Origin of the sequence: Streptomyces sp. NPDC003077, assembly GCF_040611095.1 — a bacterium.
Lineage (GTDB): Bacteria > Actinomycetota > Actinomycetes > Streptomycetales > Streptomycetaceae > Streptomyces.
Window position 1 is genome coordinate 7437 of sequence record NZ_JBEXNM010000090.1, and the last position, 23186, is coordinate 30622.

Sequence of the window (23186 nt, forward strand, 5' to 3'; positions counted from 1 at the left end):
GCACCTGTGAAGCCGGGCACCACGATTCCGGGGAACGGCACGCCACTCCACCCCACCGACCACTGACAGCCCCGTCACGAAGCGGGACGACGGAGGCGAGGGGCACCTGTGAAGCCGGGCACCACGATTCCGGGGAACGGCACGCCACTCCACCCCACCAACCACTGACAGCCCCGTCACGAAGCGGGACGACGGAGAAAGGACGCACTGGTGAGGGCCGGGGGGGCGCCGTCCCGCGCGTCTCACTCCACCAACTGGGGGATCTCCTGCACGCCGAACCACATCAGGTCGTGGTCCTCGGCCCCGTCCACCGTGTATCGCGCGTCCTCGTCGCCCTTGTCCGCCGCGTCCAGCGCCGCCGCCGCGGCGGCGATGTCGTCCTCCGCGTCGTCGGAGTCCACGTGCACGGCCGCGGCCTTCGCCATCGGCACCGCGTGGTCGAGCCGCACCTCGCCCAGCGCCGACGGGTCCTGCCCGCGGTCCGGGTCGGCCACGGCCGCGCGGTCCGGCACGTCCACCGCCACCACGACCCGGCGGCGGGCGGCGCCCGGATCGGCCGCGAGGAGGCGCAGCGACGCCTGCGCCGCGCGGTTCAGCGCCGCGTACTCCAGTTCCTCGACGTCGTCGGACGCGTACCACTGGCGCAGCCCGGGCGTGACCGCGTAGGCGTCCAGCGGACCGGGGCCCAGCTCACCCGCCCGGTGCGCGGCGGCCAGAGCGGGAAGGGTCAGGGGGACATAGACGCGCATGACTGCCGCTTCCACTCGTTTCGCTCGGGTCCGGGAACGTCAGCCAGCATACGGGCGGCCGTCCCCCATCGTGGGTCCCGCTCCCCCCGCGCCCGCGCCCCGGCCCGTCAACACGCGTCCCACCGCCCGGAGCCGGTACACCCTCTGCCACCGGCCCGGAGCCACCGAAAGGTGAATCCCCGCACCCTTCCGCAGGCGCCCCGCCCTCGCTTGCCCGGCCCCACCACCCCCGATAGAAGAGCCCACGAAAGCTACCGCCCGGTACCCACCCGGGCCGCAGAACGGGGGCGACGACATGACCGGCACCACGACCATCGAGACCACGACCACCGCCCTTCCGGGAACGGACCCCGGACCGACGACCACCAAGGACGCCGCCGCGGCCACCGCACCCACCACCACCCGCCCCTCCCAAGGCCGCACCCCGCCCCGCCGCCCCGGCCACGCCACGCGGCCCACGGCCCGGCCGTCACGCGGTGCCCCGCCCGGCCGCCAGGACACCCGCCGCCCCGGCGGCCCCCGCACCCCATCGGCGACCGGCCCGGCACCGACGGCCCCGGCCGCCCTCGCACCACCGGCCGCATCACCAGCCGCACCATCGGCCATTCCACCGGCCGCCCCACCGGTACGGCCCGCCCCCGCACCATCCCCCGTACCGACGCTCGCACCCGCACCACCGGCCGCCCCCACCCGAGCGCCCCAGGTGCCCCGGGTCCCCGCTCCCCGGCCCGTCCCCATCCGCACGCCCCGCCCCGTCCCCGGCACCACCCCCGTCCGCACGCCCCGCCCCGTCCCCCGTCCGGCGCGGCGCCCCCTCACCGGACCGGCGATCGCCGCCGACGCGCTGCGCCGGACGCGCGGGCGCGAGCCGCACATGTGGTTCGCCCACCAGCTGCTGCTCACCCTCAGCGGCCAGCGCCCCGTGCACACGCTGCTGGGCCACGCGCTCCCGGAGGCGTACGACCGCCTGGTGGAGCTGGCCCCGCGGGCTCCGCTCCGGCCACTCGGGCGGCACGGCCGGGCGCCGGCCCCCGCCGTCCAGGACTGCGGCCGGTTCCTGCCGCACCGGGGCGCCATCGAGGCGTTCGCCCGCATCGCCTCGGGGGACCGGCTGCGCGCCCTCGCCTTCCGGCTCGAACTGGGCGGGGACGCCCGCTGGCGCTGCGCCGCCGTGGACATCGGCCCGACCGTCGGGGTGTGGCAGCCGTGACCGGGCGCCCCGCCCGCGTACAGGCCCGCAACCGGACGCCCCGCAAGCACGCCCCCGTCATCAGGCGCCCCCACCCCGCCGGGCAACAGCGCGACGAAAAACCGGGACCCGCGGCGTCCCCGCCACGAGCCCCGGTCCGGCGCGGCGCGCGCCGTCGGCCGTCGGTGCCGTTACTTCTTCCGGCGGCGCCCGCCGCCCTTCTGCGCCTTGCGGCGCTCGGCGCGGGTCAGGCCGTCCGAGGCCGAGCGGACCTCGCGGCCCGACTCGTCCTCGTTGGCGAAGTCGCCCTCGACGACGCCGCCCTCACCGTCCACCGTCGGCGCGGAGAAGTGCAGCCGGTCCGGGCGCTGCGGCGCCTCCAGGCCCTTGGCGTGGATCTCGGGGCGGCCGGCGGCGCCCGCCATCGCCTCCCGCACGTCCTTGCCCAGCAGCGCCTGCGGCCCGGCGTCCGCCACGGGGACCTCCTCGACCTGCTGCTCGACCTGGACCTCCAGGTTGAACAGGTAGCCGACGGACTCCTCCTTGATGCCGTCCATCATGGCGGTGAACATGTCGTAGCCCTCGCGCTGGTACTCCACCAGGGGGTCCTTCTGGGCCATCGCGCGCAGGCCGATGCCCTCCTGGAGGTAGTCCATCTCGTAGAGGTGCTCGCGCCACTTGCGGTCCAGGACGGACAGCACCACGCGGCGCTCCAGCTCGCGCATGATGTCCGAGCCGAGCTGCTCCTCGCGGGCGGCGTACTGCCGGTGGATGTCCTCCTTGACGGCCTCGGCGATGAACTCGGCGGTGATGCCCGCGCGGTCGCCGGCCTCCTCCTCCAGCTCGTCGATGGTCACCTGGACCGGGTAGAGCTGCTTGAAGGCGCCCCACAGGCGCTCCAGGTCCCAGTCCTCGGCGAAGCCCTCGACGGTCTCGGCCTGGATGTAGGCGTCGATGGTGTCGTCCATGAAGTGCAGCACCTGCTCCCGCAGGTCCTCGCCCTCCAGGACGCGGCGGCGCTCGCCGTAGATGACCTCGCGCTGGCGGTTGAGGACCTCGTCGTACTTCAGGACGTTCTTACGGGTCTCGAAGTTCTGCTGCTCGACCTGCGACTGCGCGGAGGCGATGGCGCGCGTGACCATCTTGTTCTCGATCGGCACGTCGTCGGGGACGTTGGCCATCGCCATGACGCGCTCGACCATCTGGGCCTTGAACAGGCGCATCAGGTCGTCGCCGAGGGAGAGGTAGAAGCGGGACTCGCCCGGGTCGCCCTGACGGCCGGAACGGCCGCGGAGCTGGTTGTCGATGCGGCGCGACTCGTGCCGCTCGGTGCCCAGCACGTACAGCCCGCCGAGCTCCTTGACCTCCTCGAACTCCGCCTTGACCGCGGCCTCGGCCTTCTCCAGGGCGGCGGGCAGCGCCGCGGCCCACTCCTCGACGTGCTCGACCGGGTCCAGACCGCGCTGGCGCAGCTCCGCCTCGGCGAGGTCGTCGGGGTTGCCGCCGAGCTTGATGTCCGTACCGCGGCCCGCCATGTTCGTGGCGACGGTGACGGCGCCCCGGCGGCCGGCCTGCGCGACGATGGACGCCTCCCGCTCGTGGTGCTTGGCGTTGAGCACCTCGTGGGGCACGCCGCGCTTGTTGAGCTGCTGGGAGAGGTACTCGGACTTCTCCACGGAGGTGGTGCCCACCAGGATGGGCTGCCCCTTCTCGTGCTTCTCCACGATGTCCTTGACCACCGCCTCGAACTTGGCGACCTCGGTGCGGTAGATCAGGTCGGGCTGATCCTTGCGGACCATCGGCTTGTTCGTGGGGATCGGCACGACGCCGAGCTTGTAGATCTGGTGGAACTCGGCGGCCTCGGTCATGGCCGTACCGGTCATGCCGGAGAGCTTGTCGTAGAGGCGGAAGAAGTTCTGGAGGGTGATCGTGGCGAGCGTCTGGTTCTCGTCCTTGATCTCCACCCCCTCCTTCGCCTCGATGGCCTGGTGCATGCCCTCGTTGTAGCGGCGGCCGGCGAGGATACGGCCGGTGTGCTCGTCGACGATCATGACCTCGCCGTCGATGACGACGTAGTCCTTGTCCTTCTTGAACAGTTCCTTGGCCTTGATGGCGTTGTTCAGGTAGCCGACCAGGGGCGTGTTGACCGATTCGTACAGGTTGTCGATGCCCAGCCAGTCCTCGACCTTGCTGACGCCGGACTCGTGGATGCCGACCGTGCGCTTCTTCTCGTCGACGTCGTAGTCGCCGGTCTCCTCGACACCGCGCTGCGGGTTGGCGGCCTCGCCCCGCTTCAGACGCTGTACGAGCTTGGCGAAGTCGCCGTACCACTTGGTGGCCGAGTCCGCCGGGCCGGAGATGATCAGCGGCGTCCGGGCCTCGTCGACGAGGATGGAGTCCACCTCGTCCACGATCGCGAAGTTGTGGCCGCGCTGCACCAGCTCGTCCTTCGACCACGCCATGTTGTCGCGCAGGTAGTCGAAACCGAACTCGTTGTTGGTGCCGTAGGTGATGTCGCAGGCGTACTGCTCGCGGCGCTGCGCCGGGGTCATGTTGGCGAGGATGCAGCCCACCGTCAGGCCCAGGAACTTGTGCACCCGGCCCATCAGCTCCGAGTCGCGCTCGGCCAGGTAGTCGTTGACGGTGATGAGGTGGACGCCCTTGCCGGAGAGCGCGTTCAGGTACGCGGGGAGCGTGCCGACGAGGGTCTTGCCCTCACCGGTCTTCATCTCCGCCACATACCCGAGGTGCAGCGCCGCGCCGCCCATGAGCTGGACGTCGTAGTGCCGCTGGCCGAGGACGCGCTTGGCGGCCTCGCGGACGGTGGCGAACGCCTCGGGCAGCAGGTCGTCCAGGCTCTCGCCGTCCGCGTACCGCTGCTTGTACTCGTCGGTCAGTGCCCGCAGCTCGGCGTCGCTCAGCGCCGTGAAGTCCTCTTCGATGGAGTTGACCTGGCCCGCGATGCGGTGCAGTTTGCGCAGGATCTTTCCTTCGCCTGCACGCATGAGCTTGTTGAAGACGGACACTTGGGCTGGTCTCCTTGCCGGTCGGGCCTGGCGCTGGGGGTACCCCGCCGCAGGCAGCGGGAGGGTGCGCGGGCGCGGCATCTTTCCAAGGGGCAGGCCCCGCCGCAACGGCCATCGTAAGGTAGGACCCCGCCCGGCCGGGAGGTCCGTCACCGCGAAGGCCGCATCCCCTTTCCTTACAGGCACGCTTCTTTCTTTACGGACACGCTCCCCCCACATCCCCACGGGACGCCCCGGCCATGCCCGTACGGGACACCGGCCACCCCGTACCTCCCGTACGTCCCATCCGTACGACATTTCCGGTACGTCCCGCGCGGCGGCGCGCGGGAGCACTCCGTACGGAAACGTACAGCGCGGCGGGAAGGTGCCGGACCGCCGGAAAAATCCCTCGCGGCCGATCTCCGGGATCCGCACACTCCCGTCATGGAACCCGTCACTCTCACCACCGAGCGCCTGCTGCTGCGCCCCCACGTCCCCTCCGACGCACCCGCCGTGTACGCCGCCTGCCAGGACCCCGAGATCCCCCGCTGGACGAACGTCCCCTCGCCCTACGGCATGGCGGACGCGGAGGAGTTCGTCGGCCGCATATCCCCCGAGGGCTGGCGCACGGACACCTCCTACAACTTCGCCGTGATCGGCCGGGCCGACGGCGCGCTGGTGGGATCGATGGGGCTGATCAGGATGACGCCGCCCGGCTCCCCCGAGCACCAGGCCGAGCTCGGCTACTGGACGGCCAAGGAGCACCGCGGCAAGGGACTGACCGCCGAGGCCGCCCGCGCGGTGGCGCGCTGGGCCCTGGTCGACCTGGGCGTGGAGCGCCTGGAGTGGCTGGCGGAGGCGGGCAACGAGGGCTCCCGGGCGGTGGCCCAAAAAACGGGCTTCCATATGGAAGGCGTGCTCCGCTCCAAGCTGCTGCACCAGGGGACCCGACGCGACGCGTGGATCGGCTCACTGCTGCCGTCGGACCTGCCGGAGGCGGACGCGGGGGCGGGGAGTCCCTATCTGCCTTATCCCGGGTGACGCGGGGGGGGCGCGGGTCCGGTGCCGGGCGCGGAACCTGTGCCGGGCGCGGGCCCGGTCGAGCGCGGGTTTCGCTCCGGGCGCGGGCCTGGTACTGGGCGCAGGTTTTGTGCCGGGCGCGGAACCTGCGCCGGGCGCGGGCCCGGTCGAGCGCGGGTTTTACTCCGGGCGCGGGCCCCAGGCCGGGCGCGGGCCTTGTGCGACACGAGCCCCAGGCCGGACGCAGGTCCCGGACCTGGCGGGGCCCGGTCCGAGCGGGGCCCCGGAGCAGACGCGGGGCCCCGGCCCCGGCGGGGGCCCGTCCACCCCGTCAGTGATCGTTCCCACCGCCCCGTTGTCAGTGGCCGCCCCTACGCTGTGCGCCATGACAGCAGTGACGCCGCCGAAGCCCGTGACCGTCCTGTCCGCCGACGACGCGCGCCGCCTTGCCCTGCGCGCCCAGGGTTTCCTGGGCGCACCGGACCGGCGCGCGGGCGTCCGCGGGGTGCTGCGCCGGCTGGGCGCCGTCCAGCTGGACACCATCTCGGTGCTGGCCCGCTCCCACGAGCTGGTGCCGTACGCCCGGCTCGGCGCGGTCGGCCGCCGGACGGTGGAGTCGGCCTACTGGACCCCGGGCACGAACGACGCGGACGGCACGGGCACGGGCACGGGCACGGGCTCCGCCGTCGGCGACGGGCCGCACAGCTTCGAGTACTGGTCGCACGCCGCCTGCGTCCTCCCCATCGAGGAGTGGCCGCACTTCGCCTTCCGGCGCCGCGCCCGGCGCGCCAAGGGCCACCGCTGGCACGTCATGGAGGACTCCGCCCGCTCCTGCGCCGCCGTCCTGGACCGCCTGAAGGCCGACGGCCCGCTCACCACCTCGGAGCTGGGCGGCGCCAAGAACGGCGGCGAGTGGTGGGACTGGTCCGAGACGAAGATCGCGGTGGAGTGGCTGCTGGACACCGGCGAGGTGGTCTGCGTCGAGCGCCGCGGCTGGAAGCGGGTGTACGACCTCGCCGAGCGCGCCATCCCCGAGCCCCTGCTGCACGACGACCTGGACGACACCGAGTGCGTCCGCCGCCTGGTCGCCCAGGCCGGGGCCGCCATGGGCGTCGCCACCCGCGCCGACCTCGCCGACTATCACCGCCTCAAGGCCGAGGAGGTGGACGCCGTGGTCGCGGACTCGGGGCTGGTCCCGGTGGAGGTCGAGGGCTGGGGCAAGCCCGCCTGGGCCGACCCGGCCGCCCTGGCCACCCCGCCGCGCGGCCGGCACCGCACGACCCTGCTCTCCCCCTTCGACTCCCTCGTCTGGGACCGCCCGCGCACTCAGCGGATCTTCGGTTTCACCCACCGGCTGGAGGCGTACGTGCCCCGGCCGAAGCGGGTGCACGGCTACTTCGCGATGCCCCTGCTGGCAGGCGGGCAGTTGGTGGGGCGGGTGGACCCGGGCCGCGAGGGCCGCACGCTCGTGGCGCGCCAGGTGTCCCTGCGCGGCTCCACGGCCGTGGCACCGATGGCCCGTGCGCTGCGCGAGGCCGCCGAGTGGGTGGACTGCGACTCCATACGGATCGACCGCTGCGACGACCGGAAACTGGCGGCGGCGCTGGAGGCGGAACTCCGCGCGGAGTGACACGCGGCGGCGGTCCGGTCACTCGGGCCGCCCCGCCCGGCTACCGGGTGCCGTGGCTTCTCGGGCGGCGAGGTGCTTCGGCACCTCATACGGCTCCCACGCCCAGAGACGAACGACCAGCAGGCGAGCACTCATGGGACGAACGATCAGCAGGCGAGCACTCACGGACGAACGATCACCGGGCGCGCGTCAGGGCCCGCTCACCGAATTTCGAGGATCTTCTCCCGCATCGCGTACACCACGGCCTCCATACGGGAGTGCAGCTGCAACTTCTCCAGGATGTTGCGGACGTGGTTCTTCACGGTGTTCTCGGAGATGAACAACTCCTTGGCGATGTCGCGGTTGTTCATGCCCGTGGCGACGAGCTTGAGCACTTCCAGCTCGCGGTCGGTCAGCCGCGGCGCCGGGACCAGCCGGCGCTCGTCCGTCCGCTGGATCATCGACTTGAACTCCGTCAGGAGCTTGGAGGCCATCGAGGGGCTGATCTGCGACTGGCCGTCGGCGACCGCGCGGATGGCGGTGGCCACCTCGTCGGTGGAGATCTCCTTGAGGAGGTAGCCCGTGGCCCCGGCCTTGATGGCGTCGTAGAGGTCGGCTTCCTCGTCGCTGATCGTCAACATGATGATCTTCGCGCTGGGGGCCACTTCTTTGATGGACGTGCACGCCTCGATGCCGCCGCGCTTGGGCATCCGCACGTCCATGAGCACGATGTCGGGCAGCAGGTCGGCGGCCTTGTCCACCGCCTCGGCGCCGTCCCCCGCCTCCCCGACGACCTCGATGTCCTCCTCGTGCGCCAGCACGATCTCCAGGCCGCGGCGGAAGAGCGCGTGGTCGTCCACGACCAGGACCCTGATCGGCTCCCCGAGCGAGGCGCCCGTATTCCCGTCGTCCCCGTCGGCGACCGCGGCTCCGTCGTCGTCCCTCACGTCACGCACGGGTCCGAAACCGTCCCCCATCGTTCCTCCCCGTCAACCCATCGGCCCGAGGGGCCGGAGACGGACATAAGGCTGGTTGACGGCAGCCCCTCGCGGCCGACCCGAACAACGCCATACAACCGTCTCCCCGGTGCGTCGCGGCTTCGTGCCCACATGCTCCCTGGCTGGCACAAACACTATACGTTTCCAACTCCTGCCTGGCGCGGGCGCGATGGCGCCCCCGGCCGCGCCGGGGGCGCCCCGTCGGTGGAGGTCAGCCGCCGAGCGCTCCGCCGGCACCACCGGGGTCCTGTTCCCCGTACGAGTCCGGGTTCAGGTGGATGACGCCGTAGTCGTAGGCGTGCCTGCGGTAGACGACGCTGGGCTGCTTGGTCTCGGCGTCGACGAAGAGATAGAAGTCGTGTCCGACCAACTCCATTTCGTACAGCGCCTGGTTGAGGGTCATGGGTGCGGCGGCGTGGGTCTTCTCCCGGACGACCAGCGGGCCCTCTCCCTGGATCTCCAGCGAGCCCATCTTCGTGGTCGGCACCTTCTCCTCGGCGGAGGTGCTCTCGTCCGGCAGGCCGATGCCGTTCAGACGGGCCGCGTCCGGCATCCGGCCGGCGACGTCGCTCGCGGGGATGCGTCCGTTGCCGCGCCGCGAGTGGCGCTTGTCGTGCTGCTTGCGCAGCCGCGCCTCCAGCTTGGCCGTGGCCAGATCGAGCGCGGCGTACGGGTCGGCGGCGGCGGCCTCGGCCCGGACCACCGGTCCGCGGGAACGGAGAGTGATCTCCACCCGGTCGGAACGGTCGGCCTGCCGCGGGTTGGGCTCCTTGGACACCTCGACGTCGAGGCTGATCACCTTGCCGTCGAGCTTCTGGACCTTGTCCAGCTTCAGCTTCTCGGCCACGTGCTTGCGGAACCGCTCGGGCACCTCGGTCTTGCGGCCTTTGACGACGATGTCCACGCAGAACTCCGTTCCCGGACCACTCCGCACAGCGCACGGAGTGACTCCTTCTTGCACCAGGCTCCGGTGGGTACCGAAACCTCGGACTTGGCGACTTTCACCTCCTCCTCCCCCGTCGACAAGATCCCCACTCGTGCGTTTCGCGTCCGTCCCACAAGGGGACGTACCGCACCCGTCCCGGCATCTGCGGCAAAGCGTCTGCCAAGTCCTCACAACCGAACATAGCTCGCCCGGACGAGTGGCGGCACCCCTTTACGGGTGTCAGCTCCGTTTGAGGGAATTTCTTCCCTCGTTACCTGCAACGACGGATTCCACCGGTCAGTTCCAGTTGAAATCGGCGGCGCTCCGGGGAGCCGCCACCACCGCAGCCCCGGCTACCCGGCCACCGGCCGCCTCAACCGCGCGGGCGGCCTCCGCCAGCGTGGCCCCCGTGGTCACCAGGTCGTCCACCAGCACCACCGGTGCCGTGAGGAGGCGGGCACGGCCCGCCGGCACCTCCAGCGCCCCCGCGAGGTTCACCCGCCGCTCCTCGGCACCGAGCCCCGCCTGGTCGGCCACTTTCCGCCGCTGCCGCAGCACGGCGAGCACCCGGCCGCCCGGCCCCGTCCGGCGCAGCTCACGGGTCGCCGCCAGCGCCACCCGGCGCACCGGATCGTGGCCCCGGCGGGCCACCGCTCGCCGGGCCGACGGCACCGGGACCAGCACCGGCGGGCCGCCACCCGGCCGCAGCTCCCGCACCGCCCGCGCGAGCGCCACCCCCAGCGGACCGGCCAGCGCCAGCGCGCCGCGCTCTTTGTGGGCGAGCACCACGGCCCGCACCGCGTCGGCGTACGGGGCCGCGGCGTACACCGTCGGCAGCCCCACGGGCGGTGGCCGCGGTCGCACTCTCCGTGGGCCCACCCTCCGGACCGAACCGTTCCCGATCACCGCGCCCCGGCACTCCGCGCACAGCTCCGTCCGCGGCCGGCCGCACCCCGCACAGCCGACCGGGAGGGCCAGGCCGACGATTTCCCGCCACATCCCCGTCATGACTCCACTGTCCCGGGTGCGGAGCACCGCCACCAGCCCTGTGGATAACTCCCGGAAGCGGGTCCGGATGTCTACGACCGGCTCCGTACGCCGGGGAGCTGGAGGCCGCCTCCGGCGCCGGAAATCCCTGGCCCCGCACCCGGCGCGCGCTACGGCGAGCCGGGGACCGCCGTCGGACGGCGCGCCCCGGCTCCGACGCGGAAGGCCGGGCGGCACGCCCCCATTTCCGACGGTTACCGCGCGCCGGGCCTGGCAGCGCTCTCCAGCTCAGACGGCCACCGCGCACCGGGCCACCGGACGGTGTGGTCGGCCCGGCCGGCTCCGCCGCCCCGCACGGCACCACGACCGCACCACTCCCGCCGGACACCCGGCGCCGAGGACTTCCCCAGGCACCGCCCCACCAGGCCCATCGGCCCCACCCGGCACCACGCCACCCGAACAGGCCTCATCCCCGGGGCTCACCCCGGATACACCGGCGCCGACCCCTTCTTGACCACCGTCTTCCAGTTGGCGTCCGCCGGCAGCCGGACGATGCCCTCGGCCGCGTCGGCGATCAGCGGACGGCTCTCGTCCTCCGACGCCGCGACCGCCCGCACCCCGTTGACGCCGGGCAGCGTCTCGGCGCTGGACGCGGAACCGTCCGTCTCCATGAACTGCATCTGCTGCACGCCGCCGGACTCGGTGCCGACGACCACCAGCCGGCTGCCGCCCGCCCAGGACGCGGCCACCACGTCCTCCAGCTGCGGCGCGATGGGCCGCAGCTCCTCCACCGACAGCGCCGGGTGCCGGGGCGAACCGCCCCGCTCGACGCGGCCGAGCTGGAGCGTCGTCCGGCCCTTGTCCTCCACCAGGACGGCGATCCGCACGCCGTCGGCCGCCACTCTGATCGCCTTGATCCGGCGCTCCTTGAGGCCGGGCACCGCGACCTCCTCCGGTTGGCCCTGGCCCGCGCGCAGCCGGAGCAGGCGCGATCCCTTGGCGTCCCGGTCGGCCACCCAGAGGTCGCCGAGGCCGTCCCAGCTCGGCGCGGACAGCCCGAAGTCCTCGCCCCGGCTCTTGGCCGTGCTCTGCAGCCGCGCGGCCCCGCGCTCGGCGCCGTCCTGCAACGGCGCGACGTACAGCGACCGGTGGTCGGTCGATACGCCGGCCGCGGTGTCCTCGCCGTGCGCGACGGCGATCGAGCCGAGCGGCGTCTTGCCGGTGCCGAACGGCCCGGGGACGGGCATCGGCTCGGTGGCGGTGTCGGACATGCTGACCACGCGCTGGTCCGCGTCGATGAAGTACTCCCGGGCGAGGTGCCCGGCGATCCGGCGCGGCGCGAACTCCGTGGTGGCCTGCCCCTGCGTCAGGACGCACAGGCTGTCGCCGCGCTTGTCCTGCAACTCGACCTCGCTGATCTTCGAGGCCCGCGTCATGTCCTGCACGGTGAAGAACACCTGCGCCGCCATACGGCGGCACTGCGCCGGGTCGGCGCCGATGGTGTGCTTGTTGAGGGGCACCTTGAGCGCGTTGGAGTCGTCGAGCGACAGCCCGCTCTCCAGGACGGTGCCGGCCGGGAAGGCCGTCGCCGTCACCTGGTGCAGCCAGTCGGTGGGCCCCTCCAGCAGCGCCTCCACGCTGGCGGTGACCGGATCCGTGCGCTGCCGCAGGTAGACGGGGTCGGCGACCAGGACGTTCTGGCCCGCCTTCGGCTCGCCGGCCTCCGAGTGGTAGTCGGCGAAGTAGTACTTGTTGACCGACCTGTAGATGCGCTGGAAGTCGGACTGCCCCAGCACCAGCCCGTCCGGCAGCCGGTCGATCCGCCACTGACCGTTCTCCTTGGTCAGGTGGATGGTCTGCGCGTACTTCTTCTCCTGAGGGGTGTACGCGTGCGCACGGTCCACCGTGGCGATCTGGCTGCCGGTGAGGGCGACGGTGTAGCCCTTGGGGTCCTCGCGGTTGGCAAGCCCCACGGGCTCGGCCTCGGGCCGCTCCTGGAGCACGTTCGTCACCGCGAGCGGTCGCCAGGTCCGCTTGGCGGACGCGGCCAGGTACTGGCCGGCCGTGCGGAAGTCCGCCTCCTCGCTGGTCGACGCGTCGAGGAAGCCGCTGACGATCTCGATGGGCTGCGCGCCGTCCTTGGGGGGCGCGCCGTAGACGCGCACCTGGGAGTCGCCTTCCGCCCGCGGCGCCTGGTCGACCTGCTGCACCTCACCGCTGGCGGGCATCGAGGCGCACCCGGAGACCAGCAGCCCGCCGCCACACAGCAGCGCCATCGCGAGCGACCGCGCGCGCCGCCCCCGGCCGCGGAGCCCGGCACCCGGAGCGGGCTGCGGGCTCCCGGCGAGCCGCCCTCCACGATCAGCGTCCACGCAGCTCACCTTCCCGGTCCCCGCCTCGTTCGCCGACCGGTCCGTCACCGCCGGGCAGGGGGGCGGCGCGCGTGCCGTCGCCGTTCCCGGTCCCCTGCGGCCGAAGCCGGCCGTCCTGGCCGTCCTGAGCGCCGTCCTTCCGCACGAGCCCGCCGGGCACCTGCCCGTTCCCGGAACCGTTCGCCGACACCACCCGGGCGCCGCCCCGGGGCAACGCCGCCGGACCGGCCGCACTCCCGGAAGGCGCCCCCGACTCGGAGGCGCGGCCCTGCTGCGCCGGAATGGCGGCCGGCCGCGTCACGGCGCCCCGCGCCGGAGCGGTCGGGCGCGCCCCGCGGTTGCGCCGCGAGTCCTCCGGCTCCAGCGGTATCGGGGAACCGCGCAGCGGTTCGCCCGCCGCGCACGGCAGCGTCAGCCGGAACTGCGAGCCGCCGCCGGGCTCGCCCCACGCCTGGAGCCAGCCGCCGTGCAGCCGGACGTCCTCGACGGCGATGGACAGGCCCAGGCCCGTCCCCCCGGTGGTCCGGGCGCGGGCCGGGTCGGCGCGCCAGAAGCGGTTGAACACCCGGGTCGCCTCGCCGGGCTTGAGGCCGACGCCGTAATCGCGCACCGCGACGGCCACCGCGCCGTTCCGGCCGCCCGCGGACGCCAGCCGGACCACCACGTCCTTGCCCTCGCCGTGCTCGACGGCGTTGACGACGAGGTTGCGCAGCACCCGCTCCACGCGCCGGGCGTCCGCCTCGGCGATCACCGGCTGCTCGGCGCCGCGCACCAGGATGCGGCTGCCCTTGCGCTCCGCCAGCGGCTCGGCGCCCTCGATGACGCGGTGGACGACGTCCCTCAGGTCGATCGGTTCGGCCTCCAGCGCCGCGGCGCCCGCGTCGAACCGGCTGATCTCCAGCAGGTCGGCGAGCAGCGACTCGAAGCGGTCGAGCTGCCCGCGCAGCAGCTCGGCGGAGCGCGCCGTGACGGGGTCGAAGTCCTCGCGCGTCTCGTAGATGACGTCGGCCGCCATCCGTACCGTCGTCAGCGGCGTGCGCAGCTCGTGGGAGACGTCCGAGACGAAGCGGCGCTGCATCCGGGACAGCTCCTCCAGCTGCTGGATCTTGACCTGGAGGTTCTGCGCCATCTTGTTGAAGGACTCGCCGAGCCGGGCGATGTCGTCCTCGCCGGTGACCTTCATCCGTTCCTGGAGGAGCCCGGCGGCCAGCCGCTCGGAGATCCCCGCGGCCATCCGCACGGGCGTGACGACCTGCCGCACCACGAGCCAGGCGATCGCGCCGAGCAGCACCACGACGAACACCCCGGCCGTCGCCAGCGTGCCCGTCACCAGGCTCAGCGACTTCTCCTCCTGGCTGAACGGGAAGAGGTAGTAGAGCTGGTACGGGTTGCCGTTGACGTCGTTGAGCCGCTTGCCGATCACCAGGGCGGTCTCGCCCTCGTCCGACCCGATGCGCTTGATCTGGGTGTACTGGCGGTAGGTGCCGGCCTTGCTGTCCACCGTCCGGCGCAGCTCGGCGGGCACGCTGCGCTCCGGGTCCACGTCCCCTGAGGCGCGCGGGCCGCGGGTGTCGGGCCGTCCGTCGCCGAACGGCTGCTCCACCGTGGAACCCGAGCTGAGCGCCACGACCGAGAAGACGCCCTGCCCGCCGCTGGCGAGCTGCTCGACGAGGCTGGTCAGCCAGGTCGCGGAGTCCTGGGTGCCGCGGTTTCCGCCGCGCGCGCCGTCGTCCGCCCGGGAGTCGCCGGCGCCGTCGGCCAGCTTCTGCGCGACGCCGAAACCGCCCACGGCCTGGCTCTGCGCCGCCTGCCGCTTGGCTTCCAGCAGGCCGTTGCGCACCTGCCCGATGACCACGACGCCGAGCAGCAGGACGACGACCAGCGACATCAGCAGGGTGGAGGCGACCACGCGCACCTGGATGTTGCGCCGCCACAGGCGCAGCGCCGGCAGCAGCGGACGGCGTACCCAGCGGCCGAAGAGACGCAGCAGCGGGTGGACGGAACCGCTCACCGCGCCGTCCGGCAGCAGCTGGCCGCCGCGCAGCAGCCGACCGGACCACCGATCGAACATTCGCCCGGAATGTCCCTCTGCTGGATCGACGGCCCGACCCCGCTCCGGGACCGAACCGTTGCGGGACATATCAGCTGGGCCCGGCTTTGTATCCGACGCCGCGCACCGTCACCACGATCTCCGGCCGCTCCGGGTCCTTCTCGACCTTCGAGCGCAGCCGCTGCACGTGCACGTTGACGAGCCGGGTGTCGGCGGCGTGGCGGTAGCCCCACACCTGCTCCAGGAGCACCTCGCGCGTGAAGACCTGCCACGGCTTGCGGGCCAGCGCCACCAGCAGGTCGAACTCCAGCGGCGTCAGGGCGATGGACTGCCCGTCCCGCTTGACGGAGTGCCCCGCCACGTCGATGACCAGGTCCCCGATCGCCAGCTGCTCGGGGGCCGGCTCCTCCGAACGCCGCAGCCGCGCCCGGATCCGGGCCACCAGCTCCTTGGGCTTGAACGGCTTGACGATGTAGTCGTCCGCACCCGACTCCAGGCCCACCACCACATCGACGGTGTCGCTCTTGGCGGTCAGCATCACGATCGGCACCCCGGACTCCGCCCGGATCAGCCGGCACACCTCGATGCCGTCCCGTCCGGGCAGCATCAGGTCGAGCAGCACGAGGTCGGGCTTGGTCTCGCGGAAGGCGGCGAGCGCCTTGTCGCCGTCCGACACGAACGACGGTTCAAAGCCTTCGCCGCGGAGCACGATGCCGAGCATCTCTGCCAGTGCGGTGTCGTCGTCGACGACGAGGACGCGTCCCTTCATTCGGCCATCATCCCATTACCGGATCGTGACTCACCCAATCGTGACGTGGAACACAAGCGCGCCAGCCCGTCCCGCGTGACCGGCGACACCACGCCCGCCTCCGTCACGATCGCCGTCACCAGCTCCGGTGGCGTCACATCGAAGGCCGGGTTGTACGCCTGCGCCCCCAAGGGCGCCACCGCCGTGCCGAGCCCCGGCTCCATCCCGGTGCCGGGCAGCGACGGCACCGGGAACTCCGTCACCTCATACCCCGGCCGCTGTTCCACCTCGATCAGCCCTCCCTCCGTCGTCTCCAGGTCCACGGTGGTGGTGGGAGCCACCACCACGAAGGGGACGTGGTGATAACGGGCCAGCACCGCCAGCGGGTAGCTGCCCACTTTGTTGGCGACCGACCCGTCCGCCGCGATCCGGTCCGCCCCGATCAGGACCGCGTCCACCTCACCCGCCGCGAACAGCGAACCCGCCGCCCCGTCCGCCAGCACCGCGTACGCCATCCCGGCCCGCGCCGCCTCGTACGCGGTCAGCCTCGCCCCCTGGAGCAGCGGCCGGGTCTCGTCCACCCACAGCCGGCGCAACTCACCCACCCGGTGGGCGGCGAGCGCCACCGCGAAGGCGGTCCCCTCACCGCCGGAGACCAGCGCGCCGGTATTGCAGTGCGTAAGGATCCGGTGACCGCCGCCCGGCAACAGCTCGCCCAGAAACGCCAGACCGTGCTGCGCCATCCGGGCACTGGCCTCGGCGTCCTCCTCGTGGACGACGCGCGCCTCGGCCAGCGCCGCCGCCGCGGCCTCCTTCGCCCCGGCTCCGGCGGCCACCGCCTCGCGGTATGCGGACAGGGCCCGCCGCACGCCGTAACCCAGGTTGACCGCCGTGGGACGAGCGTGCTCCAGCGTTTCGGCGGCGTCCTCCACGTCGTATCCACGGGCGGCGGCCAACGCGACTCCATAGGCACCGGCGATACCCAGCAAGGGCGCGCCGCGCACCGCGAGCGTCCTGATCGCCTGCACCAGCGCCGGCACATCGGTGCAGAGCAACTCGACCTCGTCCGCGGGCAGTCGGGTCTGGTCCAGAAGAACCAGCACGGGTCCTTCGGGCGGCTCCTCCCAGCGCAGCGACGGAATTCCGGGGGCCTTGGCACCCGTCTCGTTTATCTCGTACGGATCGACCATCCGCCCAGTCTGCCGCCGACCACGGGCGGAACAGAAGACGTTCTTCACGTAAGGGCACGAGGACGAACGTCAGTGCGCCATGACACGATGACTGACACCGCGGACCCCGGCCGGCGCAGCCGGACAGCATGAAGGAGCGACAATGACCAACTCTCCGGGCTGGACCTCGCCCGGATCCACGCCCTCCGACGAGCCGGACCGCGGCACGCAACCCACCCCTCCCACGAACCCGGCCGACGGGCACGTGCCACCCCAGTGGACCCCGCCGCCCGCCGGGGCCGCCGGCCCGTACCCGGGAGGCCCCGGAGGCGGCTGGCAGGGCCCGCCCCCCGGCTACACCTGGGGACCACCGCCCGCCGTCAAACCCGGCGTGATCCCCCTGCGTCCGCTGGGCGTCGGCGAGATCCTGGACGGGGCGGTCTCCACCATGCGCGCCCACTGGCGCACCGTGCTCGGCATCTCGCTGGTCGTGGCCGTCGTTTCCCAAGTGGTGGCCACGCTGGTCACCGTCCTGTGGGGCCCGAAGATCAAGCCGCCGACCGCGGCGCAGGACGATCCGCGGCAGGCCATGCGCGAGTCGCTGGACGCGATGTCCGACGTCCTCAAGAGCAGCGGCGTCAGCGCGGTGATCTGGCTGATCGGCACCGTGCTCGTCACCGCGCTGCTCACCGTCGTGGTCAGCCGTGCCGTCCTGGGCCGCTCGGTCACCATCGGCGAGGCCTGGCGTGATTCCCGCGGTCAGCTGCCGCGACTCGGCGGCCTCCTGCTGCTGCTCCCGCTGCTGTGCACGCTCATCATGGCCGTCGGCGTGACCCCGGGCATCATCGTGACCGCCACGTCCTCCAAGATCGCGGGTGTCGTCCTCGCCTTCGTGGGACTGCTCGGCGCGTCCGCGGTCGCCATCTGGGTCTGGGTGCGCTACAGCCTCGCCGCGCCCGCCCTGATGCTGGAGAAGCAGGGCATCCTCACCGCCATGCGCCGCTCGGACAAGCTCGTGCGGGGCTCTTGGTGGCGGGTGATGGGCATCCAGCTCCTCGCGTCCGTGCTGGTCGGCGTCCTGCAGTTCATCGTCGAGATCCCCGCCACGCTCATCGCCCTGCTGGCGGGCGGCGAGAGCATGGGTGACTGGGTCAACAGCGGGGCCGCGACCCCGAGTACGGCCTTCCTCGTCTCCCTCGGCGTCGGCACGGTGATCAGCACCACCATCGGCTTCCCGATCAGCGCCGGCGTCACCGCCCTGCTGTACATGGACCAGCGGATCCGCCGCGAAGCGCTGGACCTGGAACTGGCCCGCGCGGCCGGCGTCCCGGGTTACGCCCCTGAGGGTCCCGACGGCACCGGCGCCACCATGGACGGCACCGGGCCGCGCCCCCACGACGCCGACCCGCGAAACTGACACGGTGACGGGGGAAACAGGGGCGAGGACCGTGCTCATACGACTGTTGGCGAGCACCGGCGACGACACGCCGGTGCTCGTCCCCCGCGTACCGGCCCGCGAGGCCGCGGAACGCGAACTGTCCGACCCGCGGTACCACGAGAACGACCCGAACCCGCTCCTCCAAGCGCTGGACTGGCTGTGGGAGCGTGTCGGCGACCTGTTCGGTGCCGCCGCCGGTGCCGCGCCGGGCGGCTGGATCGGCCTGCTGGCCATCGTCGTCGCCGCCCTCCTGCTCGCCCTCGCACTCCGGCTCAGGCTCGGCGCCCTGCGCCGCACCCCCACCACCGGTGGCACCCTTTTCGAGCACCAACCGCGTACCGCGGCCGAACACCGTGCCGCCGCCGAACAGCACGCGGCCCAACGCCACTGGACCGAGGCCATCCAAGAACGGATGCGCGCCATCGTCCTCGCACTGGAGGAACGCACCCTCCTCACCCCGGGCCCCGGCCGCACCGCCGACGAAGCCGCCCGGGAGGCAGGCCGCGCCCTGCCCGGCCACGCCGAGCGGCTACGTGCGGCGGCCCACACCTTCGACGACGTCACATACGGCGGCCGGGACGGCACCGAAGCGGAGTACGCCCTGCTCAGCGACCTCGACACCGAACTGCGGCACGCCAGGCCCCACCTGGCCACCACCGGCCACCGGAGCGGCGGATGACCACCATCACCCCGCTCCCCTCCCCGAAGACGGACGGCACCTCGCTCTCCCCCACCACGCGCCGCCTGTGGACCACGTCGCGCGGCCTCCTCCTGGCGCTGGTGCTCCTCATCGTCAGCGGTGTGCTCTACGCCGCCGCCCGGTCCGGGGAACAGCACGGCAGCCTGGATCCCCGCTCCGCCGACCGCTTCGGCAGCCGTGCCCTCGGTGAGCTCCTCGCCCGGCAGGGAGTGCGCACCAAGGTGGTGACCACCTCCGCCGAGGCCGCCGCGGCCACCGGCCCGGACACCACGCTCCTGATCACCAACCCGGATCTGCTCACATCCCGCCAACTGACCGACCTCCGCCGGAGCACCACTCACCGATCGGTCCGTACGGTCCTGCTCGCCCCCGGCGCCGACGCACTCGAAACCCTCGCCCCCGGCACCCGGCCCACCACGCCGACGGACGTCACGACCCTGGCCCCGGCCTGCGAGCTCCCCGCGGCCCGCCGCGCGGGCGACGCCGAGCTGGGCGGCACGCGCTACACGACGAACGACCCGAAGGCCGACCGCTGCTACCCGGCGGACGGGACGCCCACCCTTGTGCGCCTGCCGTCCACCGACGGACGCGACACCGTGGTCCTCGGCGCGCCCGACATCCTCTTCAACCACCGCCTCGCCGAACGCGGCAACGCCTCGCTCGCTCTGCAACTGCTCGGCTCGCATCCGCATCTGGTCTGGTACCTCCCCTCCCTCAGTGATCCCGCGTCCGGTCCGGAACACGAAAGCCGGCAGCGCGGTTTCCTCGACCTCATCCCTGCCGGCTGGCGCTGGGCCTTCCTCCAACTCGCCATCGCCGCCGTGCTCGCCGCCTTCTGGCGAGCCCGCCGCCTCGGTCCCCTGGTACCCGAACGGCTGCCCGTCGCCGTTCCGGCCGCCGAGACGACCGAAGGCCACGCACGCCTCTACCAGCAGGGTGACGCCCGCGACCGAGCCGCCGCCGTCCTGCGAGCGGCCACCCGCTCCCGTATCGCCCCCCTCGTGGGCGTACGCCCCCTCCAGGCCGACCTTCCCGACGTCCTGCTCCCCGCCGTCGCCGCGCGCCTGCCGGCGGCCTCCGGCGCCCCCACCGAGCTGCACCCCCTCCTCTTCGGTCCGGCTCCCAGCGACGACAAGGCCCTGGTGGCCCTGGCCGACGAACTCGACGACCTTGAACACACGCTCCTGTCCCAAGAGAGGCACGTCCCCCGTGACCACCCCCACCGCTGACAGCGCCCGCGCCTCCCTGGAGGCCCTGCGCACCGAGATCGCCAAGGCCGTCGTGGGCCAGGACCCCACCGTCACCGGGTTGGTCGTCGCACTGCTCTGCCGTGGCCACGTCCTGCTCGAAGGTCCCCCCGGCGTCGCCAAGACCCTTCTCGTGCGTGCCCTCTCCTCAGCGCTGCAACTCGACACCAAGCGCGTGCAGTTCACTCCCGACCTGATGCCGAGTGACGTCACCGGCTCACTCGTCTACGACGCCCGCAGCGCGGCCTTCTCCTTCCAGCCCGGCCCCGTCTTCACCAATCTGCTGCTCGCCGACGAGATCAACCGCACGCCGCCCAAGACCCAGGCGTCCCTGCTCGAAGCGATGGAAGAACGCCAGGTCACCATCGACGGCACGCCCCGTCCGCTTCCCGAGCCCTTCCTCGTTGCCGCCACGCAGAACCCCGTCGAGTACGAGGGCACGTATCCCCTGCCCGAGGCCCAACTCGACCGGTTCCTGCTCAAGCTGACGATCCCGCTGCCCGGTCGTCAGGACGAGATAGACATCCTCACCCGGCACGCCGAGGGCTTCAGCCCCCGCGACCTGGACGCGGCCGGCCTGCGCCCCGTCGCCGGCGTAGCCGACCTGGAAGCGGCCCGCGCCGCGGTCGCCAAGACTGCCGTCTCGCCGGAAGTAACCGGCTACATCGTCGATATCTGCCGTGCCACTCGCGAATCCCCCTCACTCGCCCTCGGCATCTCCCCCCGAGGCGCCACCGCTCTGCTTTCCACGTCACGTGCGTGGGCCTGGCTCACCGGCCGCGACTACGTCACTCCCGATGACGTCAAGGCACTCGCGCTGCCCACACTCCGCCACCGCGTCCAACTCCGGCCCGAGGCCGAGATGGAAGGAGCCACGGCCGACTCCGTCATCACCGCTGTCCTCGCCCACCTTCCCGTCCCCCGCTGAGACACCATCGTGGCCCTGACCGGACGCACTGCCCTGATCTCCGCCCTCGGAGCCCTCTTCGTCGGCCTCCTCCTGCCGAGCTGGACCGGCATCCTCACCGTCCAACTCATCTTGCTGATAGCAATCTTGTGCGACCTGGCCCTCGCCGCGCCAGTGCGAAAGCTCCAGTTCACCCGAACTGGTGACACGTTTGTTCGCCTCGGAGAAAACGCCCAGGTCAGCCTGGCACTTACCAACCCCGACCGCCGCGCCTTGCGCGCCCGAGTCCGCGACGCATGGCCCCCCAGCTCCTTCCCGCCCGACGCCGACCTCGCCGCCTCACGCCACGACCTCCACGTCCCGGCCTCCGAACGGCGCCGCATCACCACGACCCTCCACCCGACACGCCGCGGCGATCACCACGCCGTCCGCGTCACGGTCCGCTCCTACGGCCCGCTCGGCCTGGCCGCACGCCAAGGCAGTCACCAGGTCCCCTGGACCGTCCGCGCCCTGCCGCCCTTCACCAGCCGTAAGCACCTCCCCGCCAAGCTCGCCCGCCTGCGCGAACTCGACGGACGAACCAGCATCCTGTCCCGCGGCGAAGGCACCGAATTCGACAGCCTCCGCGACTACGCCCCCGGCGACGACACCCGATCCATCGACTGGCGCGCCACCGCACGCCAAGGGACCGTCGCGGTCCGCACCTGGCGCCCGGAACGCGACCGCCACATCCTGCTGGTCCTGGAAACGGGCCGCACCTCCGCCGGCCGCGTCGGCGACACCCCTCGCCTGGACGCTGCCATGGACGCCGCCCTCCTGCTCGCGGCGCTCGCCTCCCGCGCCGGCGACCGAGTGGATCTCCTCGCCTACGGCCGCCGCGTCCGGGCTTCCGTGCGAGGCCGTACCGTTCGCGACGTGCTGCCCGCGCTGACCGACGCACTGGCCCCGCTCGAACCCGAACTGGTGGAAACCGACGCCCGCGGGCTGACCGCGGCGATGCAGCGCAACGCCCCGCGCCGCTCCCTCATCGTCCTCTTCACGGGCCTGGACGCGGCGCCCATGGAGGAGGCACTGCTGCCCCTCCTGCCGGCCCTCACCAAGCGCAACGAGCTCCTGATCGCTTCCGTCGCAGACCCCCGCATCGAGGAAATGGCCGCCTCGCGCCACACCCCCGCGGCCGTCTACGCAGCGGCAGCCGCCGAACAGGCACGAGCCGAACGCCGCCGCACCGCGGACCGCCTCCGCCGTCACGGCATCACCGTCGTCGACTCCACTCCTTCATCCCTCGCCCCAGACGTGGCCGACGCCTACCTGGCCCTCAAGGCAGCCGGCCGACTGTAGCCGGAAAGGCGTGAGAGGCCGCCGAACGGCCTCACTGCCAGGGGAGGACCGGACTGGCCGAAGCCTGGCATACCCATGGGCGCCGAGCAGCTGAGAACTGTTTCGTGTGCGTAATACATGAGCCTGTGTTCGTGATGCGTAGGCATGGCTCCTGGGCGCAGGAATCCCCCCATTCCATCCCGCCCATCAGAGGACCGAGGCTGTCCGGTCTGAGTCGGACGGCCTCTGCGGCCTATTTCCCGCTCCCTGATCGCTGGTAACGGATCCCCGTAACGAAGTCTCCGTCGTGGGTGAGGCGGGAGGACCGTTGTTGCCGGTTACCAGGGAGCAGCCGTCGCCGCAGGCACCAGCAAATAGAGCCGACGGGCCGGTCTTCCACACTCACAGGTGCGTATGCCCCTGCCAAAACGCTCCGGCCCTCCATCGGCACTATCTGTGGCCAATCATGAAGACGGCCCACGCACTGACGTCATCGGCGTGTCCCACCACGAGGCTCTGTCCTACCGACCTGCCATGGAACCAGATCTCCCCCGCCCACCAATCCATACGTGCACGAGGATGACCACCACCCACGGGCTTCCGAGCGACGACAATCACGCTCATGGCCGACTGGCCTTAAACGCGAGAAAGCCCCGCAGGGAACCCTAAGGCTCCCAACGGGGCTTTCTTCAAAAATTGTTCGGCGGCGTCCTACTCTCCCACAAAGTCCCCTCTGCAGTACCATCGGCGCTG

General features: G+C 72.4%; 17 protein-coding genes. 8 read left to right on the top strand and 9 right to left on the bottom strand.

Annotated features, from left to right (window positions below; all coding sequences use genetic code 11):
- Positions 1-242 precede the first annotated feature (242 nt).
- Positions 243-749: a hypothetical protein gene (locus ABZX96_RS34710; RefSeq protein WP_355552454.1), complete on the bottom strand. Its 507-nt coding sequence runs from the start codon at positions 747-749 to the stop codon at positions 243-245.
- 295 nt (positions 750-1044) lie between these two features.
- Here ABZX96_RS34710 and ABZX96_RS34715 point away from each other — a divergent pair, with 295 nt between their 5' ends.
- Positions 1045-1959: an Rv3235 family protein gene (locus tag ABZX96_RS34715; RefSeq protein WP_355552457.1), complete on the top strand. Its 915-nt coding sequence runs from the start codon at positions 1045-1047 to the stop codon at positions 1957-1959.
- 170 nt (positions 1960-2129) lie between these two features.
- Here the strand turns inward: ABZX96_RS34715 and secA are convergent, their stop codons facing one another.
- A complete protein-coding gene (gene secA / locus ABZX96_RS34720) occupies positions 2130-4964 on the bottom strand; it encodes a preprotein translocase subunit SecA (protein ID WP_355552460.1) in 2835 nt (944 codons plus the stop codon).
- Positions 4965-5387: 423 nt separating this feature from the next.
- Between secA and ABZX96_RS34725 the strand changes: the two genes are divergently transcribed.
- Both ABZX96_RS34725 and ABZX96_RS34730 read left to right on the top strand, forming a co-directional pair.
- Positions 5388-5984 (top strand): GNAT family N-acetyltransferase, encoded by a 597-nt coding sequence (locus ABZX96_RS34725; RefSeq protein ID WP_355552462.1) that lies wholly within the window; start codon positions 5388-5390, stop codon positions 5982-5984.
- A 364-nt stretch (positions 5985-6348) separates the two neighbouring features.
- The gene (locus tag ABZX96_RS34730) at positions 6349-7593 is read left to right on the top strand and encodes a crosslink repair DNA glycosylase YcaQ family protein (RefSeq protein ID WP_355552465.1); all 1245 of its coding nucleotides are present in this window, start codon (positions 6349-6351) and stop codon (positions 7591-7593) included.
- Positions 7594-7793: 200 nt separating this feature from the next.
- Here ABZX96_RS34730 and ABZX96_RS34735 read toward each other — a convergent pair whose 3' ends face one another.
- The 7 genes from ABZX96_RS34735 to mtnA form a co-directional block, all read right to left on the bottom strand.
- Positions 7794-8549: a response regulator transcription factor gene (locus tag ABZX96_RS34735; RefSeq protein ID WP_355552468.1), complete on the bottom strand. Its 756-nt coding sequence runs from the start codon at positions 8547-8549 to the stop codon at positions 7794-7796.
- 232 nt (positions 8550-8781) lie between these two features.
- Positions 8782-9474 carry a ribosome-associated translation inhibitor RaiA gene (gene raiA, locus ABZX96_RS34740; RefSeq protein ID WP_355552471.1) on the bottom strand — a complete coding sequence of 231 codons (693 nt, stop codon included), beginning with the start codon at positions 9472-9474 and terminating at the stop codon, positions 8782-8784.
- 318 nt (positions 9475-9792) lie between these two features.
- On the bottom strand, positions 9793-10503 hold the full coding sequence (locus ABZX96_RS34745; protein WP_355552473.1) for a phosphoribosyltransferase family protein: 711 nt from the start codon (positions 10501-10503) through the stop codon (positions 9793-9795).
- A 458-nt stretch (positions 10504-10961) separates the two neighbouring features.
- Positions 10962-12758 (bottom strand): LpqB family beta-propeller domain-containing protein, encoded by a 1797-nt coding sequence (locus tag ABZX96_RS34750; protein WP_355552497.1) that lies wholly within the window; start codon positions 12756-12758, stop codon positions 10962-10964.
- A gap of 85 nt (positions 12759-12843) precedes the next feature.
- Entirely contained in the window at positions 12844-14925 is a 2082-nt protein-coding gene (mtrB, locus tag ABZX96_RS34755) for an MtrAB system histidine kinase MtrB (RefSeq protein WP_355552475.1), read from the bottom strand.
- 70 nt (positions 14926-14995) lie between these two features.
- Complete coding sequence (gene mtrA, locus ABZX96_RS34760; protein WP_014061181.1) at positions 14996-15673, bottom strand: two-component system response regulator MtrA; 678 nt, start codon at positions 15671-15673, stop codon at positions 14996-14998.
- The gene (gene mtnA / locus ABZX96_RS34765) at positions 15670-16842 is read right to left on the bottom strand and encodes an S-methyl-5-thioribose-1-phosphate isomerase (protein ID WP_355552479.1); all 1173 of its coding nucleotides are present in this window, start codon (positions 16840-16842) and stop codon (positions 15670-15672) included. The genes mtrA and mtnA overlap by 4 nt, the downstream gene beginning before the upstream one ends.
- 142 nt (positions 16843-16984) lie before the next feature.
- Here mtnA and ABZX96_RS34770 point away from each other — a divergent pair, with 142 nt between their 5' ends.
- From ABZX96_RS34770 to ABZX96_RS34790, 5 genes are read left to right on the top strand one after another with little or no spacing between them, the layout of a single operon-like run.
- Entirely contained in the window at positions 16985-18238 is a 1254-nt protein-coding gene (locus ABZX96_RS34770) for a hypothetical protein (RefSeq protein WP_355552482.1), read from the top strand.
- 31 nt (positions 18239-18269) lie between these two features.
- A complete protein-coding gene (locus ABZX96_RS34775) occupies positions 18270-18938 on the top strand; it encodes a DUF4129 domain-containing protein (protein ID WP_355552485.1) in 669 nt (222 codons plus the stop codon).
- A complete protein-coding gene (locus ABZX96_RS34780) occupies positions 18935-20188 on the top strand; it encodes a DUF4350 domain-containing protein (protein ID WP_355552488.1) in 1254 nt (417 codons plus the stop codon). Before ABZX96_RS34775 ends, ABZX96_RS34780 begins: the two co-directional genes overlap by 4 nt.
- Positions 20169-21134 (top strand): MoxR family ATPase, encoded by a 966-nt coding sequence (locus ABZX96_RS34785; RefSeq protein ID WP_355552491.1) that lies wholly within the window; start codon positions 20169-20171, stop codon positions 21132-21134. Before ABZX96_RS34780 ends, ABZX96_RS34785 begins: the two co-directional genes overlap by 20 nt.
- Before the next feature lie 9 nt (positions 21135-21143).
- On the top strand, positions 21144-22454 hold the full coding sequence (locus ABZX96_RS34790; RefSeq protein ID WP_355552494.1) for a DUF58 domain-containing protein: 1311 nt from the start codon (positions 21144-21146) through the stop codon (positions 22452-22454).
- Positions 22455-23186 lie beyond the last annotated feature (732 nt).